Here is an 18,245-nt window from a genome sequence, read left to right as displayed (position 1 = left end):
GTCCTAATGATGCATGTTCTTGAGGTCAATTCCGATGGCGCCTGCCACTTCTTATATGTCTGGAAACTGTGATGGAAAATGCAAAAACATTAAACGTCGTTTATAGCTCCGGCTTGGCTCAAAAATTCTAAAACAGAACAACTTAGAACTTCTTATACACCAAAACGAATTAAACCACTGAAACATTCAATCCGTATACCAAACGAAAACCAAGCATTAGTTATCAAGAATCCACGACCTTGTGAATATGACTAATCCAGAATAAACTCAGATCCTACTATTTAACATCCTGACATCATCTAAGTTGATTATATAAGGCCCGGAAGGCATAACAACAGGTAATTAAATACATAAGTGGGGGAATCCATCATGGATTTATGAAGTGAAGAGTGAAATAGAGAGTTAATTTGCTATATTTCCATTATATACGAACCTACGTTCTTGTTCAACCACCTTTAAACGCAAGTATACAATTATCTGGCAAAATAAAAGAAGAGGCACCCAATCGGATGCCTTCCCGAATTTACTTATACAGCTTGGTCCATGCCAAGCCATTCGCAACGAGCAGCGCGAGGATATAGGCCAACATACCATAAGGAATTGTGCTGCTTGCATAATGTAAACCACAGAGTCCACCAATAACAAAGAAGAATAACAATACCCACCAGCCGTCTTTCTGCTGCGCCATATTAAACGCTTGAGAGAACGGTGGATTGCGCAGAATTGCCTTGGCTGACAAGGGAATCAACACCAATCCGGTAAGGAGTATGATGAGAATATCCGGCATGATCCGAGTACCGAACACGATCAGAAACACGATCGCGTTCACAATGAACAGCGGCACGAACATTTTGACGGCAAAAGCCTTTAAAGCCCCTTTGTATAAGGGATTCATGCTTGACATCGGGGCTGCGCCAAATAACCAGAAGGCCTTGGGTTTGCCGGAGAATTTCAGCATCATAACGACGGTGATAATCATGATGAGCATACTATGCAGTACATAGTACGACGATCCCTGGCTGATTTCCGCCAATGAGGAGTTACGGATCGTAGAGACAAAGAATAAATAAGGCAATAACACGGACAACCCAAGTGTAGGATACACCTTAAGTTTAAACTCTCTCTCGTTCTTCAGCATGCTGGCAGATAGTCGGAAACAAGCTTGCTCCGTGCGCGACCCGCATACCCTTTTGGCCAAGAATCTGTCCAATCGCCCGCGCTCCCGCCCTTTTCCCGCTTCGCTGTGAGCCAGCTTCTCCAGATGCTGCTCGAACGAAGGAATATAACGGACATAGACGATCATAAGCACAATCGGGACGAATATAGCCAGCAACGAGAGAACAGCCAGCCACCTGCTCCCCTCGCCAAACAACCACTCATACGGAGCCGCAAACCACACCGGCGGAAGCAGAATCTGCCACCAGGCCGGCTTAAATACCAGATGAAAATCAATCAGATCGAAGGAACGGATCACAAACTGATAGCCGATGGCCAGCGTAGCGGAAAGTCCAATCTGTACATAATTGATCAGATCCTTCAGTTTCTCTCCATCCCAATACTTGAGCAGCAACAGATAAACCAAGGAGGTGCTCACCAGAATGAGCATATTCATCAGTATTAACTCCAGGATATAGATCAGAAAGAACAGCACGCCATGCTTGATCAATCCCACGACCAGCGAGCCTGCTGAGAGCGCTCCGGTTAGCAGCAGCAAATAAATTCCTGCATGAATCGATCGCGCCAATCCGACCGTTCGACCGTCGATCGGCTTCGTCATCAAAATGCTGCGGTCGCGCACATCCAGCAGAACGGATGAGAAATCTGAAATCATGGAGCTCATAATCAGGAACATTAGGATCGCAGACAGGATGCTCATCGGCATTAAATATTCCGGATCGCTCCAGAACACAAACGGCGTCAGGACAAGCCCGATTAAGCCATACAGCCAGAGGGAGCTGACAAACAGGTTCTTGTCCTGCTCTTCTTTCTTCCGGTTGCTAGAAGATAATATGACGGGTGCGCGCCTCGAATCCATCAACAATTTGACATGGAGTATCCGGCGCAGCGTTTTATAGTCGACACCCAATCTCGAGATGATTCCCTGAAATCGATCCAGTATCTTCAGCATCCGAAACGATGAATCCGATCCCGCCATATCAGCTTCCCTCCCGAACGATCGATACGAACCGTTCTGCAATACGGGCATGGTCATGGAACCCCGTCAGCTGATTAAACACTTCTTCCAGGGACCCCTCATGGGAATGCTGCTGTAATTCTTTGAACGTTCCGTCCGCCACTACCCGGCTGTCAGCGAGCAGAATGATCCGGCTGCTGATTTTCTCAACGACGTCCATGATATGTGAGGAATAAAAAATCGTCTTGCCCTGGGCAGACAGCTGGGCCAGTACTTCCTTGACTACCATCACGCTGTTCGCATCCAGCCCGCTTAAGGGCTCATCCAGGAACAATAGATCAGGATCATGCAGCAGGCTCGAGATCAGCAGCACCTTTTGCCGCATTCCTTTTGAAAACGTAGCGATCCGTGAGTGATAAGCCTTTTCCATGTCAAAGCAATCCATTAATTGCTTCGCCTTATAATCCGCTGCATCATATGTAAGTCCGTACAACTCGCCTATAAAAGTCAAATACTCGGCTGCCGTTAACTGATCGTACAATTCCGCCACCTCAGGCACATATCCGATTCTCCGTTTATAATCGATATTCCCATCGGAAATATCCTGACCGAATATGCGCACTGTCCCCGTGTACCCCTCAACCAGCCCAAGCATAATCTTGACCGTCGTGCTCTTCCCCGCGCCGTTCGGACCTATATATCCAATCATCTCGCCGCGGCGTACTTCCAAGTCGATACCGTTCAGCACATAACGATTATCATATTTCATGCGCAGGTCTTGAATCAATAACACTTCATTTTCAGACATGATATTATTCTCCCATTCCCTCATTGTCTTCACATACCTACCTTATTATGGAAGGGAGGGAAAATCAACCTTTTGACGCATATACTCGCTCTGCAATATCCCCATGTGTACGATGTCATGCCAGACGCCATTCCGGTACAAGCTCTGTCTGGAGCTGCCTTCCTGGACAAATCCGATTTTTTCATACAGTTTGATCGCGTTATGGTTGAAGGAAAATACCTGCAAGCTTACCCGGTGCAGATTCAGCTCCAAAAAAGCATAATCAAGCAAAAGCGTCATCGCTTCAAAGCCGTAACCCTTGCCCCAATAGGTCTTTTCGCCAATGTCGATGATACATTCCGCGTTCCGGTTCTTGGTATCGATATGAATCAATGACATGATGCCAATCGGTCTGCCGGTTTCCTTCAACTGGATCAGATAGCTCTTCGAGGAGGAAGAACCCAGGATCACCTGCTGAACGAAGTCCTTTGTCTCCTCCAGTTGATAAGTATCCAGGTTGGGACTGGTGGATTGCATCACTTCTAGGTCATTGCGCCAGGAATGGTACAGCTCCGCGTCGTTTATCGTCATTTTTCGACAAGCAAGTCTAGCAGATTCAAATAGCATTCAAAAAGCACCCTTTCCATCATCATGGTTCTAGTGTTATCGGATTTAACATTGCATTAAGAGAATGTATAAAGGTTTCCAGCTGCTCCGGCACGCAAGTCACCGTCGGTCCGAGTTGGAAGGTATCCAGCATCAGTCCGTTCAGAAACGAAATCATATAACGTGCTATGGCATCCGGTTCCAATCGTGGCCGAAACTCCCCTTGCTCCTTGCCCTTCCGAATGACCCGGCCCATGGCCTCAACGGTCAGCTGATAACGTTCAGTTATATAGGGATACTCCTTCTTGGCATGAACATAAGAGGAAGACAGGAAAAATTCCGCCCTGGCCAATACAAGCGAATGCTGGATTAGCGAAATATCACCCTGCTGTTTCTGAACCCAGTCCATCAACTGATTCCATATCGGATATTGCGGATCCGGTTCAAAAAAACCGAGCGTCTCTTGGTCGTCAAAACGCAGAACCTCTATAAACACATGCTCCACATTATCAAAATACGCATACACGGCTCCGCGGGACATGCCCGCTTCATCCATAATGTCCTGCATCACGGTGTGGGTGTAGCCCTTTCTGATAAAGACACGCCTGGCTGCAGTCAATATTTCAAACTTTTTCTCCCGTTTATATTCCTCACTAACCCTTGGACACATAAGTCATCCCTCTTTCCGCCCTTTAACATCAATATCGATTCCATGAACTTCACCTCAATACAAACGACAGAAATGTCGTTTTTTAACTCATTTCATCATAAACGACATTAGTGTCGATTTCAAGTGGTTGCCATAATGAACACGAAAACCCTCTTGAAGAAATCCCTTCAGGAGGTCATTTGCGTACAGCCAAGCCACGATCCGATATTCGATAGAATGTCCCCTCCGCGCCCTTATATCTCTCTTTGAAAACAACTTGTTCTATTTTTCGGCTTATGCACATTTCCGTCAACATTCGCGAATAGCTGCATATATATGGGGGAGAACGAAAAGAGGTGATCGGACATCATTAAGGGCATCAGCCGCATACTGATCTTCACCTTACTGCTGGTTTTCTTTTTCCCCGCCGTATCCCAAGGCGCTTCCGGACAGAAGCTGGACAGTAAGTACACCAAGTACGCACAGTTTATCGTCATTGATAAATCCACCAACAAACTGACGTATTATGAAAAAGGTAAGGTCATAAAAACATTTCCCGTCGCTACAGGCAAAAAACCCTCCTATACGCCGGAAGGCCTGTTCAGAATTCACGAAAAAGTGAAGAACAGACCTTACTACAAGGAAGGCATCAAGGGAGGAGACCCGCGCAATCCGCTTGGGGATCGCTGGCTCGGCATTAATGTGAAAGTGAACGGTAGAGTTAGCTACGCGTACGCCATACATGGAAACAACAACGCCAACTCGATCGGCAAGTACGTGTCGGCAGGTTGTATACGGATGCATAATAAAGACGTACGCTGGCTTTACGACAAGGTGAAAATGAGTACCCCCGTCCTCATCCAAAAATAAGAACGCAAAAAGCCAAACACATTTCATGTGTCTGGCTTTTTTAAATTGGACGTTTAGGAACCATACTCCGCTCCATTCCTCAAGTTCATTCCAATTCTTTGAATACCAGGTATGTAACCATCTTGTATAGGATAACTTATCATTATATTTGTTATCAACCATCTAAGGGGGGATTCACATGGACATTCATTCGGAGGAATATAAAATTGCCTCACTCAATGGGAATGAAGGTACCTTGAAAGCGATTGAAGACGCCGAGACCAAGATTGCCGAGCTTACAGGCAAAGATATCACCCTGATTGCTTACGAGAAAGACCAAAACCAAGGGAAAAATCAATAATTAAGCCGAGTACAATAAAGAGCTGCCCTCCAGCCGTCCGCAAAGACCTAGGGAGAGCAGCCTTTTCATTATATATATTTCAGAGCGTTCAGGAATCTGCCTGTCATTAGGCAAGACAGTAAAGCCCGATCCCTGTAATTTCGGAATCGGGCTTTGCTGGACCGAGATGTACAACAACATTCCCAGCACTATATCATAATAAATGCTTACTTGACCGAAACTTTAACTCCCAGTGTTACGATTTCGTGAGGCTTAACCGGCTGCGTGAAGCTTCCATCGCCATCAAAGCTTTGAACCGCTCCCTCTACTTCCAGAATAGAGCTCTTATACACACCCTGGGAAGGTAGAGAAGATTTCAGCTTCAGCTCAGTATCCGTGCCTGCCATATTGAACCAGCGCAGCATCAGATCCCCGGTCTTCGGATTCACTTTCAGGGAAGAGAACGCAAGTTCTTCATGGCTCCATTCAAACGGTGCGGAAGTCGATGCGACAGCGCCGGTATGGACCCCGGTCTGTGCAACCGTCCATGGGATTTGGAATTGGTAAGCCTCGGCGTATGCGCCTGACTTCATGCCGTCGCCCTGATGCGGAATGACCTCCATACGTACCGTATGCACGCCGATGCACTGAGCTTCAGGCGTAGGGAAGTACCCCCAGTCACCGAGCTCGCCTACGGAACGAAGCAATGTAACAGCGATGGTATTCCGGCCGTCACGCAGGACTTCATATTCATTCAAGCCCTGGTTAGCTACCGTCAATCCTGCAGTAGCTGTCGAGACATCAACGAATGCCTGTTGATGAGCCGTATTGCTTGGATTCTCCCATTCGGCAGCAGGTTCATTATCCCGAGTTGCCACTTCAAACATGGAATCCACGTTATGGGACGATGCCTGCAGATCCGTTGGGAACAATGCACGCACCCGATGATCCTTCGCTTGATTATCCATTGTCGCTTCGATCTCCACGCCTTTACCGCTGCGGTTCAGACTGACAACGGTACGAATACGCAGTGGCACCATATCGCTCGATCTTTGCGCTTTGCGGTTCGGATAATAGATGAGCTCATGCTGCTCTTCATCCAGCTTGCTGTCCGCCATAGCCGGAATGGACCAGTTATGAACGATTTCAATGGATGCGCGGTAAGGCGTATCTTCCAGAACCGAAATTTGGGCGGTTTGGCCCTTCGTGGTCAATGCTGCTTCGCCATCCGGCTGTTTGTACATATATTCATTACCGATATCTCCGGTATTTTCATAGACGCCCAGATCCCGGTATACTTGTCCGTTCTTTTTATCCGTCAAGGAGAAGGATCCGTCCTCAGCGATCTCGATCTTGATCAGCTCATTCTCCATCACATTGGCCATGCTGATTAAGGATGCTACCTCGGCAGGCTTCACCTCGCTCTTCACCCAAGCATAAGTAGTTAAACCCATTGCTGGGATCGCGCTTGCCTCGAAGGTGAGTCTCACTCGGCGGCACATATACGGCTGGCGGAAACGATCGTCCGGCAGATCGTACCCGAACTGAAGACCCAGATCCTCAACGGTGCAAGGTACAGCTTGACCTTGAGCGTTAACCAGCACACGGCCGGACAAGTCGATTTCCTTCATCCGGCGGCTGGTTTCCTCCAAAGAGTAACCTTCCCGGAAATAAAGGCGTTTCGCGTCCAGCTCAATGCTGACCGTACCGCTGCGGCTCCATCCCGTCGTATTAAATACAACAAGCGGCAGCGGATCGGATCCCCATTGTTCGAAGGCGGTTGTGTCAACCGCATCGGCAATGACGCGAACGCTATCGTCCACGATATTTTCAGCCACGTGCGCGCTTTTCTCAAAGCGGGTCACCATCTCGCGGTGAACTTCGTCCACGCTGCAGCCGCAGATGCTGTCATGCGGATGATTCTGCATCAGCGTCTTCCACGCATAGGTGAACAGATGATGCGGATACTCCTTGCCTAGCAGGCTGGCGTAGGATGCAAGCGGTTCGGCCACTTTTTCCAGCAAGGTCTGGCCCCGCTGGTTCATCTGCTTCAGGTATACGCGTGCCGAAGCGGTATTCACAAGTGTACCCCATCCATCGGTACGCTGACTGCGCAGCTCTCCTTTTACGGAGGAAAGATCTTGCGGCAGCTTCTCCCGAACGGCTGTCAGGTAATCGTCAAAATTGGAATGAATGAATTCCGTATCCGGATACAGCTTCTTCGCTGTACGGATGCCTTCCGGAAGATCGGTCTGTATCGGCTGATGGTCACACCCGTTCATATAGAGCAGCTCAGGTGTGGAAGCATACTTCTCGGCATCCGCCAGCTTGCGGTCCCAGAATGCCTTCGCTTCCGCTTCATCAACGGGAACCTCGTTACCGTTACTGTACCAGTTGGCAAACAGGATGCCCAGCACCTTGGAGCCGTCCGGACCTTCCCACATCAGCTCTGAGAATGAAGACTCATAGCCGCTGTCGGAGACGGTATTGTTAAAGCCCGTTGGCTTTACGCCCCGGCCGAAGAAGGCATTATCAATGCCGGACTGAAGCATCAACTGCGGAATTTGGCCTGTAAGTCCAAATGTATCCGGGAAATAACCGATTTTGGCAACCGTGCCATATCGCTCGGCATCCTGGTGTCCTATCTGCATATTTCTCACGTTAGCTTCACTGCTCGTGAGGTAGGCATCCTGCAGAATGTACCATGGACCGATAATGATGCGTCCGTCCGTGATCAGCTTCTCAAGCTGCTCTTTCTTCTCAGGTCTTACCTGCAAATAATCTTCGATAATAATCGTCTGGCCATCAAGGAAAAAGCTGCGGTATTCCGAGTCCTTCTCCATCGTCTCAAGCAAGCTGTCCATGAGCTCGATCAGCCGCACATGGTGCTTTTCATACGGTAAATACCACTCGCGGTCCCAGTGAGTATGCGAAATAATATGTGCTTTTCTGGATTGATCCATCTCTGCTTAGTCCCCCTTATGTTAGCCCTTCGATACTGTGATTTCGACCTCATCCGGGCGGTACACCGATAACAGGTCACCGCTTGCATCTACTGCAAACAAGATCGAACGATCCGCTTCCAGCACGAATGAATAGATGAGTCCTGTTGAAGGATCCTTTACCTCGACGTTCGTGTCCCACGATTGCTCCGAGCCGAATACGAAGAGTGCTCCTTCTTCAAACGTTACCTTGCGTCCATATACGCCAGAATGTTCTCCGCCTTGATTCCAGATGAGCCCTGTGTCGGCAGCAGATAGCTCCAATGCATACCGATATAAAGCCGAAATGGTGTCGATTCGATCATTCAATTCAACAGGAAGCGGGCTCCAGAGAAGACGTCCTGCCCCAAGCTTCACGTCCACGATGGAATCGCCAGCCATATCGGCCGGTTTCGCCCCGCTGCCTGCCGGAATTTCTTTGGTCAGCTCGGCAATCTTCCGATGTCCATACGATGCAGACCATGTACGGTCCCCAATGCGCAAGCTTTCTTCCCGGCGCACATTCGCCAGCTTCCGCTCGCCCAGCTCCTCTGTCATTCGATCGACCTGATGCCAATATGCATCCAGACCAATTGGACCCGTCAGAAGCAATGTAGCTCCCGTTTCCTTCACGATATCCATCAACTCAGCAAACGCCTGGTCATCGACATTGTGCGCGCTCGGCAGAATGATGAATTTCACCGGATGGTTACGCAGCGAGCTTAAATCATACTCCCCGACAGCACGGAACGGCACGTTCAGCTCGTAAGCAAGCGCGCGCGTCGCCTTGGTCGTCGCTTCAAAAGCGAGCTTCCGGTTCGAGAAATCGTTCGAATAAGGGAAAATGACCGCGGTTTCCTCCAGCTTCCGGCCTTTAAACATGTCCCGGATGTCTTCCATGAAGGCACCGAAATCATACGACACATCCGCTTCCGGTTTCTCCGTGCCGTCAGCGCGGACAGCTCCGATATGCGATTCATTGGCATTATCCATGTAGAAATTCGTGTTCCAGATCCAATGAATGGCTCCAGCGCCTCCTGTGGAGAAGGCGTAAGCATACTTGCGCTCCAGCAGATTCCGAAGCTCGGCTTCGCTTCGCTTCGCCCGGCCATCCGGTGTCTCCACGTACATGATGCCTGTTTCCTGAATCAGGTTCGGTTTATCCGGCGTTTTGGCAAATATGCCGTCCCAGATCAAATAGTCGTTGAACCACCAGGAGTGAACCGTCGTATAGTCTACGGCTTCGGCATAGAAGAACGGAGATGGACGCTGTGCCCCAAGGGCCTCGTCCTGTCCAACGGTAACCATATGATCCGGGCATACCTCTTTGATATCGTCATATAATTCCTTGGCCCAGCGGTTATGCATGTCCATCGAGAACAGTACATAATCGAGCCATTGTGTGCCTTTTTTCCCTTGATGCATGTCTTGAACATCAAAATTAATGACTTGAGGTTCCGGCGGAACCACGGAGTCAAAACCCGGCAGCTGATCCGCTGTCATATTCCAACGTTCCTGCAGACGCTCAATCGAACCATGACGCTTTTTCAGCCATTCGATATAAGCTTGTTTCTCAAACGGATCCTTCGCGGAACGCGGGCCGTCCGAGAAAATCTGCGGCGGATCGAACATGGATGGCTCGTTAATCAGATCCCAGTCCACATTCTTCGTATCTTTATGTCTACTAATGATGGAACGTATGAAACGCTTCTGCGCTTCCACGCTTCGCGGATCGAGGTAAGGATTTTGGCCTTCCCAAGTCTCCGGCGTGAAGGAGAAGAACGTGAATGTTACCTGCAAATCATGCTTCTTCGCCGTTAACAGGAAGGCGTCAATCGAACGCAAAACCTCTTCGGATGCATGCCCGTCCACCTGCATAATATTGCGGTACGCGGTCCAGATCCCGGTACGAATCCAATTGATGCCCGCACCCCGCATTTGCGCCATATCGCGATCCCACACATCCGTATTCGGAAGGAACAGGAACTTACGCGCTACATCGGACGTCATGTAAGTCATCCCCACAACAGGCAGTGGGCGACCATCCTTGATGAAGTAATCCCGATTGCAGGTTACAGGCGTACCCGCCTGCAAAAGCTCGGAATCCGCTCCCCAGAACCCTTGTTTCAGCCTGCGGATTTCTCCATCCGGTCCTTCGGCTTCACACACCACCCGATAAGACCCCGGCTTGATATCCAGCATAACCGGAATGCGCTGTACATGAAATTGTCCGGTCACATCCACCTTCTCGGAATGATTCCATGATAAGGATTCATCTTGGTCGTGTTGGACGGAGATGCGGAACGTCCAGCTCTGCGGCTCTTGTTCGGAAAGTTTCCGGCCAAGCCGTTGTGCCTGCAGGGTCAGGATCGCACGCTCGCCAGACTCGTAGGTCGCATAATTCGGCTTGATCCACAGCTCGGTAATCCCCTTCGCACAGAATGCCGCCCAGCTGCGCACCTCTTCGCCTCCATCCTGTTCCCAGAATGAAGCAGAGAGAGGCTGATTCACAAACAGCCAGCGTCCGCCCAAGAATGGCCCGCCGACATTTTCCCACAGAACGACAGGAGCCGCGACTTCTCTTCCCTTCGCTGTGCTCCCCTTAAGGAGCGGATAAATCCGCGTATCCATCGGCCCCGCCGATCCCATCTGATGCGGCAAATCACTGCTTTTGGTGACATGTGGAACCAGGTTCCACGTATCGTTTATGGATAACCGCTCCCGGCTGCTCTCCATAAGGGGAATAACGTCACTGGAAGTCAAATGGTCGACGCGTCCGCTGTCCACTGGCAGCACTTCATGTATGTGGAGTTGCTGATGGTATGCCGTCTGTTCGTGCTCCACCACCCAAACGCCGTCCTCCATGCGGACAGGACGCTTGAAAGGTGCGCCGCCAATGCTGACCAAGCCGCCGCCATTTCTCAGAAAGTCCAGGATCGCTCTCCAGGCGCTTTTCGGGAAGTAAGGCGCATGCAAATTGACAAAGCTTGCGCCCTGTCCTCCTGCAGATTCCAGTGCTTCAGCCAAATTCTCAGCGCGGCAAACGACGAATGCATTCAGAGCCGCCGCGCTAGCCGGCAAACCGGCAGCTTCTGCTGCCGGAAAGGACGGATCATAAAATACAATCAGACGCCCGCTCATAGAATCCCTGCTTTCATCGCCTGATACACCAATTGCGAGAAGAGGCTGTTGGACCAGGCAAACCAAGATCTGGTGAAAACTTTCGGATCGTCGGCATGGAAGCCTTCGTGCATAAATCCGGTATCGGCATCGGTTGCTTCCAGCAATGCAATCATCTGCAGCTTCTCTTCTGCCGTCTGTGCCGTAATTCCCTGCATGGACAAGGCCATATGCCAGATATAATCCGGCGGCGTATGCGGACTGCCGATTCCTTTGGCAACAGCGCCTTCGTAGTAGAAAGGATTTTCTTTGCTTAGCGCAAACCGTCTGGTGTTTTGGTAGATCGGATCATCTGCAGAGCAATAACCCAGATAAGGAATGGACATCAATCCAGGTGTTCCCGCATCATCCATCAAGCAGTAATTTCCGTAACCGTCTGTTTCATAGGCGTAAATCGGTCCAAACTCCGGATGACGGTAAATGCCGTACAACTGAATTCCGTGATCCACGTCGGCTTCGAGTCGTTTCAGTTCATCGAGCAGCTTCATATCCCGGAATACCCATTCCGCGAATTCCTGCATTTGACGCAAGGCGACAACGGCGAACATGTTGCCTGGAATATTGTAGTGGAAATCGCAAGCGTCATCACTTGAACGGAAGCCGGACCAGATCATGCCCGTATAATTCACCGGCATGCCGAGCCCGTTATTGCGCAAGGAATCCGTTGGAATTCCGTTATCCCGTGTGAAACGGTAAGGCGATTTTTCGAAATGGTATTGTTCCGTTTTAAACAGCTCAATAATCTTAATCATAGCCGACTTAAAGTTGGCGTCAAACACATCCGTAAGGCCGGTTTCCTTCCAGTACAGGTAGGCCAAGCGAACAGAGAAGCATAGCGAATCAATCTCAAATTTGCGCTCCCACACCCATGGGGACATTTCAGTTTCGTCGGTTGTGTTCCAATGCCAATCATTCGCCGATTCATTAAAGGCATTGGCATAAGGATCGATATGAATATATTGAAAATGGCGTTTGATCAATCCGCTTAAAATCCGCTGCAGCTGCAGATCATTCCTCGCAAACGGAATGTAATGGATCACCTGTTCTACCGAGTCGCGCAGCCACATGGCCGGGATATCACCGGTAATCACAAATGTTGTGCCATCCTCCATCAGTTTGGTTGTTGTCTCCAGTGTGTTCGGGAAACAGTTCTTGAACAGCTGAAGCAGCTTGGGACGGTGCGCAAGCTTTTCTTCAGCCTCTTGCAGAACCGCCTGAATCGATTGCGGCAGCTCAAGCTCCGGCATTGGTATTTTGGGGAGTCTGAATTGTTCCATGGTTGTTCTGGCTCCTTTAATTAAGTATGATGTGTAGTCAATTTGATGGTTTTGATCTCATACGGCATGAATCGAAGGGTTAACCTTCCTTCTGCGGTATCCAGTTGTTCGAGTTCTTCTTCCAAGGCGTTGGATAAATGGACGCTTTCATAAGGATAAGGCCAGCTCAGTGCTGCATTATCTCTGCCTCCCGCAGATTCGTACATCCGAAGGATATACCCTGAACCGTCTTCTGCGGGTTTGACCGTATCCAGGATTACATGATGGCTCTCGAACGGAATAAATGAATGAACAGCAGGCCGAGTACCCTGATTCGAACTTGTTCTTACGCAAGGAAGCTCATGATTGAGCTCGGCAGCTTTACGGACGATTCCGGCACTTCTCCAGTCTCCGTTATGCGGGTATAAGGAATACGTGAACTCATGCTCACCCAAGTCTGCCGTGACGTCGGGCCACTTCGGTGCGCGCAGCAGGGATAACCGGATCGTGCTGTCCTGAATGTCATACCCGTACTTGCAGTCGTTGATGAGGCTGACGCCGTATCCATGCTCCGACACATCCGCGAAACGGTGGCCACAGACTTCATATTGCGCCTGTTCCCAGCTTGTATTGCGATGGGTCGGTCTCTCGATGGCCCCGAACGGAATCTCATACGTAGCCTTATCGGCAACGACCCCGATTGGGAAGCCGACTTTCAGCAGTTTGTGTGATTCGTTCCAGCTGACTTGCGTCTTGAAGTCGATCCGCCGGTCATGATGATAAAAAATCATGTCCTGCATAATCTCCGAGTTATGGATACGCCAGCGGAAACGCAGCACATCCTGTACCTCACCCGCTTGCACGAGCTTCTTCTCGATCAGCTCCGCCTCTCCGGCTAATTGCTCCTCATAACGGGTATCGATGTCCCATGCGTCCCACAGCGTTGGACGGTCATGGAAGAAGTGGAAGCGGTTTGCGGCTTCGCCCGGCTTGACCACTTCCCGATGAGCCTCTTTATCCCACAGGCTCGTGATTTCCCCGCGCTCATTAAAGCTGACCTTATAATAATCCGTTTCCCAGGAATCTGCGAACACTGTAGTAGAATTCTCCGCCACCGCCTTGTTTCCTGCCAAAGGCTTCAACCAAATGGTCTTGTATCCCAAAGACGGGATGCCTTGAACATGAACATTCAAGCGGTGAGAAGTTTTACTGTTTCCTTCTGTTCGCGCATCGTACTGCAGTAGCGCTCCATCCGAATCATACGGCGCAAAGCCCTGCTCTGCTTCAATCGAAATGACGGCATCTCTGCTCCATCCAAGTCCGTTAAAGACGACATACGGAATACCTTCCCCTTCTGTATCGGCCTGATCCGCCAATACTTGAAGCCCAAGACGGAGGCTATGATTTCCTTTTTGGAACACCTCTGCGTATTCCTTCTCAGAGGTGACGTAAGACTCCGTAATGGCAGAGCCCGGGATAATATCATGAAATTGATTCAGCAAAATCAACTTCCAGCCGTCATGCAGCTCGCCCATAATCGCCTGCCGCTGCTCATTGTCCATCGACGGAAATGCCACCGAATTCCATAACTCCGCCTCGCGGTACAGGATTTCCGCTTTCCGGTTATGACGCTTGTTCCGCGCATGCGTTGTATAGGTGCCGCGATGAAGCTCGAGGTACAAATCCCCGCGCCACTGAGGCAGCTTCGGCTGTGCATCCTCAATCCCGCCGAAAAACTCGGCAGCTGTGCTATACTTGCTGGCCGGTTGACCGACCATAAGCTCGGCACGGTCGATATATTCCAACATTTCGCGGGTTACGCCGCCTCCGCCGTCACCGTGTCCATACAGCAGCATCTGCTCCGGATGAACGTCTCTTTGGCGGTATGACTGCCAATGCTCGTGAACATCTTTGGGCAGCGTGTTCTCGTTCACGCCATGATTGAGATAGGATAACATCGGTGTTCCATCGATCCCAACCCAATGGAACAGGTCATAAGGAAACACATTCGTATCGTTCCAGCCAAGCTTGGTTGTCATGAAATAACGAATGCCGCCATGCTTCAAGATCTGAGGCAGCGATGCACAATATCCGAATGTATCCGGCAACCATTCAATATGAGATGTCCGGCCAAACTCTTCTTGATAGAAGCCTTGCCCGTATAGCAATTGACGCATGAGGGACTCCCCGCTCGGAATGTTCAGGTCCGGTTCGACCCACATCCCGCCGACAAGCTCCCAGCGTCCTTCCTTGATTCTAGCCTTCACTCTCTCGTACAGCTCAGGATCATGATCCTTCAGGAATTGGTATAGCAAAGGCTGGCTCTGCGCGTACTTAAATTCGGGATATTCATTCATCAGCGCATCCATGGTGGAGAAGGTCCGGCTTGTTTTACGTACGGTTTCCCGGACGGGCCACAGCCAAGCGATGTCAATATGTGATTGACCCACCATATGCTCCGTGCCTTCAGCATGGCCGCCAATGGCAGCAACGCTCCGTTTCAGATCATGCTCAATCCCGGTTACCTGAGCGCCGTCCCGGATGGCGGCGTCATCCAGGCTGACAAAGCGGTCCATCGCCTGATACAGCGCCTCCATTAAGCGGATGCGCCGCATATCGCTATCCGGCAACAGGATAAGTGAATCCCGAATCACGGTCGCGGTGTACATCAGGCTCTGAACGGACACGTTCACCTTGACAAGCAAGCTTTGCACCTTAGTAATCGGAGGCTGAATGACAGCCTGCTGATTCAGCGGGTCCACCGGCTCCGGAATCGGATCGTATAACTCGATCTCAAGCTCCATATTCAAGCCGGTGCGTTTCGGATCAAGCTTGACGAAGGTATGATTACGATCCAAACCCTGATAAGATACTCCGTTTATGCGCAGTAAGCCCTCGCCCCCGGAGTGGAACACAAGTCCGATCGCTCCGTCCACCCAGTGCGTGGGCCATTCAAGGTTCCTCCGAAAGAAATAGGTTGTCCCCTGTGTGCTCGGGAATCGGTTGAAGTCTTGTCCTTCCGTATAAAGGGCTTTATCTTCATACACGCCCGGAACCATGTACGTAGCTCGGGTAATGTTCCACTCTCCAAGCTCTACTGACTCGAGCCACTGCCGCTCCGAAAGTTCGCGTATAAAACGTCGAATGCGTTCCATTCCTTAACCCTCCTGTACAGTCAGATCTGCACTCAGCGTATCGTTCACATGTCTGCCAACCATGATACGGAACAAGCCAGGTTCAACCACTTGCTTGTAATTTTGACCGATATATTGAAGCTGTTCCGCACCGACGGTAAATTCCACCTTGCTCCGCTCTCCAGGCTGCAGAGAGATTTTGCGGAAGCCCTTCAGCTCACGGGCCGGTCTCGTATATTTGCTGGCCACATCGCTCACATACAATTGTACAACCTCGGATCCTTCCCTGTCGCCGCTATTTGTAACATTCACGGAGACAACAGCCGTTTCGCCCGTTCTGATTACTTCTGGGGTAATTTGAATATCCGAATAACTGAACTCGGTATAGCTGAGCCCGTATCCGAACGGATAACGCGGCTGGGAATCCTCTTCGAGGTAACGCTTACCGCGCGACCGCTTGCCGTTATAGTAAACCGGAAGCTGTCCGACATGCTTCGGTATCGACATCGTCAGTTTACCGGACGGATTCACATCGCCGAACAAAATGTCCGCTACCGCATGACCGCCCTCCTGGCCCGGATACCATGCTTCCAAGATGGCATCCGCATGCTCGTCGATCCACGGCTCCGCAATGGGCCGACCGTTGATATACACAACGATCATCCGCTTGCCAAGCTTATGAATCTCCTGAGCCAATTCCAATTGAACGCCGGATAACTGCAGCGTCATTCGGTCGATGCCTTCACCGCAATCCATGTCACTTAAAGCGTCGTCTGTAACCTTCGATGCCCCTGTGCGCAAATCGATCGTGCCCTCGCCAAAGTCGCGTGCGCTGGAACCACCCAGTACCATGACCACGGTATCGGCCTGATCCGCACAAGCTAGTGCGAATTCAAAGCCTTCCCTGGAGTCATCCTTAATGCGGCAGCCCGGTGCATATAATACACGTTCAGCTTCATCCTCCAGTTTCGCGCGGATTCCACCCAGTACGGTGGTCACGCTTGCCGGCGGCTGCGGAGACGTATAATCTCCAAGCTGATTGTATCCTTGATCGGCGTTAGGTCCAATGACGGCAATCACGCCGCTTTCGTTGGATAACGGCAGCGCCTGGCCTTCATTCTTGATCAGGACGATGCCTTCCGCCGCAAGCTGTCTGGCAAGTTCGACATGCTGCTGGCTGCCGATAACTTCCTCCGCTACCTGCGGATCCACGTATGGCTTCTCGAATAATCCGAGCTTGAACTTCAAGGTCAATACTCGGCGAACGGCCTCATCCAGTACGGCAATCTCAAGCTTGTTTAACTCGATCGCGTTCAGGAGATGCTTGCCGAACATCTCGCCTGACATCTCCATATCGATACCGGCACGAAGCGCCTCAACAGCGGCATCCATTCCGTCTTCAGCAGTATCATGGCCGCTGGCCAGCATATCGATGGCACCGCAGTCGGTAATTACCATGCCGTCAAAACCCCACTCCTTGCGGAGAATGCCGTCAAGGAGCTCGGTATTAACGGTGCAAGGCACACCGTCAATTTCATTATAGGCCGGCATAATGGATGCAGCTCCTGCCTCCACGGCTTTCTTGAAAGGCAGCATATCCACTTCCATCAATTCACGTGTTCCCATATGCACGGGACCCGCATTTCTCCCGCCTTCGGAACTCCCATAACCCACAAAATGCTTCAATGTCGCAGCAACACTGTTCGGGCTGTCCAATGAATCGCCTTGAAGGCCTTCAACCGATGCGACCGCATATTCGCTGATCAGGTATGGATCTTCGCCGAAGCATTCCTCGGTACGGCCCCATCTTGGATCGCGCACGACGTCGAGGACCGGGGAATAGGTGACGGCACCGCCTTGGCTGCGCGTTTCGAGCGCCACGGCACGGCACATATCCCGGTACAAATCCACGTTCCATGTGCTTCCAATGGACAGCGGGACCGGGAAAACCGTGCCGCCGATGGCCATGTGCCCATGTGAGCATTCCTCTCCGATCAGAATCGGAATACCCAGACGTGATTCCTCAATGGCGTACCGCTGGATGTGATTGACGGCTTCTGCTCCTTCACGCGGAGAAAGACCGGTCTCAAGTGTTACACCGGTCCATGGATCGGCGCGCAGGGTCCCGTAAAGGGATCCGACGCCGCCATTTTTCACTTGCTCTTTAAATGAATCCGTTAATGTAATCCGACCTTTATTCACTTCATAGGTCTTCCAGCCGAACGGCTGAATCAGCTGCCCAACCTTTTCCTTCAGGTTCATCAGGCCAAGAAGATGTTCCACTCTTTCCGTAATGGGTTTACTGGAATCTTTATAAGTCATCTCATAC

Annotated in this window: 11 protein-coding genes; 2 read left to right on the top strand and 9 right to left on the bottom strand. The window is 50.6% G+C overall.

All coding sequences use genetic code 11. The annotated features are described in order from the left end of the window. Nucleotides 1–523: 523 nt before the first annotated feature. From MHH48_RS10180 to MHH48_RS10165, 4 genes are read right to left on the bottom strand one after another with little or no spacing between them, the layout of a single operon-like run. Nucleotides 524–2,155, bottom strand: coding sequence for a hypothetical protein (locus MHH48_RS10180; RefSeq protein ID WP_076320686.1), 1,632 nt, complete (start codon nucleotides 2,153–2,155; stop codon nucleotides 524–526). Nucleotide 2,156: 1 nt separating this feature from the next. Continuing rightward, entirely contained in the window at nucleotides 2,157–2,942 is a 786-nt protein-coding gene (locus MHH48_RS10175; RefSeq protein ID WP_076320685.1) for an ABC transporter ATP-binding protein, read from the bottom strand. A 45-nt stretch (nucleotides 2,943–2,987) separates the two neighbouring features. Then, on the bottom strand, nucleotides 2,988–3,548 hold the full coding sequence (locus MHH48_RS10170) for a GNAT family protein (protein WP_076320684.1): 561 nt from the start codon (nucleotides 3,546–3,548) through the stop codon (nucleotides 2,988–2,990). 22 nt (nucleotides 3,549–3,570) lie between these two features. Beyond that, nucleotides 3,571–4,197, bottom strand: a complete 627-nt coding sequence (locus MHH48_RS10165) for a TetR family transcriptional regulator (protein ID WP_076320683.1) — start codon at nucleotides 4,195–4,197, stop codon at nucleotides 3,571–3,573. A gap of 345 nt (nucleotides 4,198–4,542) precedes the next feature. Here MHH48_RS10165 and MHH48_RS10160 point away from each other — a divergent pair, with 345 nt between their 5' ends. After that, nucleotides 4,543–5,046, top strand: a complete 504-nt coding sequence (locus MHH48_RS10160; protein WP_306023904.1) for a L,D-transpeptidase — start codon at nucleotides 4,543–4,545, stop codon at nucleotides 5,044–5,046. A gap of 178 nt (nucleotides 5,047–5,224) precedes the next feature. Further along, on the top strand, nucleotides 5,225–5,386 hold the full coding sequence (locus MHH48_RS10155; RefSeq protein WP_179090567.1) for a hypothetical protein: 162 nt from the start codon (nucleotides 5,225–5,227) through the stop codon (nucleotides 5,384–5,386). A 206-nt stretch (nucleotides 5,387–5,592) separates the two neighbouring features. Here the strand turns inward: MHH48_RS10155 and MHH48_RS10150 are convergent, their stop codons facing one another. From MHH48_RS10150 to MHH48_RS10130, 5 genes are read right to left on the bottom strand one after another with little or no spacing between them, the layout of a single operon-like run. Beyond that, a complete protein-coding gene (locus MHH48_RS10150; RefSeq protein ID WP_076320680.1) occupies nucleotides 5,593–8,328 on the bottom strand; it encodes an alpha-mannosidase in 2,736 nt (911 codons plus the stop codon). A gap of 21 nt (nucleotides 8,329–8,349) precedes the next feature. Next, nucleotides 8,350–11,487 carry a beta-galactosidase gene (locus MHH48_RS10145; protein WP_076320679.1) on the bottom strand — a complete coding sequence of 1,046 codons (3,138 nt, stop codon included), beginning with the start codon at nucleotides 11,485–11,487 and terminating at the stop codon, nucleotides 8,350–8,352. Beyond that, nucleotides 11,484–12,803 carry a glycoside hydrolase family 125 protein gene (locus MHH48_RS10140; protein WP_076320678.1) on the bottom strand — a complete coding sequence of 440 codons (1,320 nt, stop codon included), beginning with the start codon at nucleotides 12,801–12,803 and terminating at the stop codon, nucleotides 11,484–11,486. The genes MHH48_RS10145 and MHH48_RS10140 overlap by 4 nt, the downstream gene beginning before the upstream one ends. Nucleotides 12,804–12,823: 20 nt before the next feature. Beyond that, nucleotides 12,824–15,937: an alpha-mannosidase gene (locus MHH48_RS10135; protein WP_076320677.1), complete on the bottom strand. Its 3,114-nt coding sequence runs from the start codon at nucleotides 15,935–15,937 to the stop codon at nucleotides 12,824–12,826. A gap of 3 nt (nucleotides 15,938–15,940) precedes the next feature. Then, a complete protein-coding gene (locus MHH48_RS10130) occupies nucleotides 15,941–18,238 on the bottom strand; it encodes a glycoside hydrolase family 3 N-terminal domain-containing protein (protein ID WP_076320676.1) in 2,298 nt (765 codons plus the stop codon). Nucleotides 18,239–18,245 lie beyond the last annotated feature (7 nt).

Source organism: Paenibacillus sp. FSL F4-0100 (assembly GCF_037993005.1).
Taxonomy (GTDB): Bacteria; Bacillota; Bacilli; order Paenibacillales; family Paenibacillaceae; genus Paenibacillus_AQ.
The sequence above is the reverse complement of the archived record's forward strand: the minus strand, read 5'-3'. Positions and strand labels throughout refer to the sequence as shown.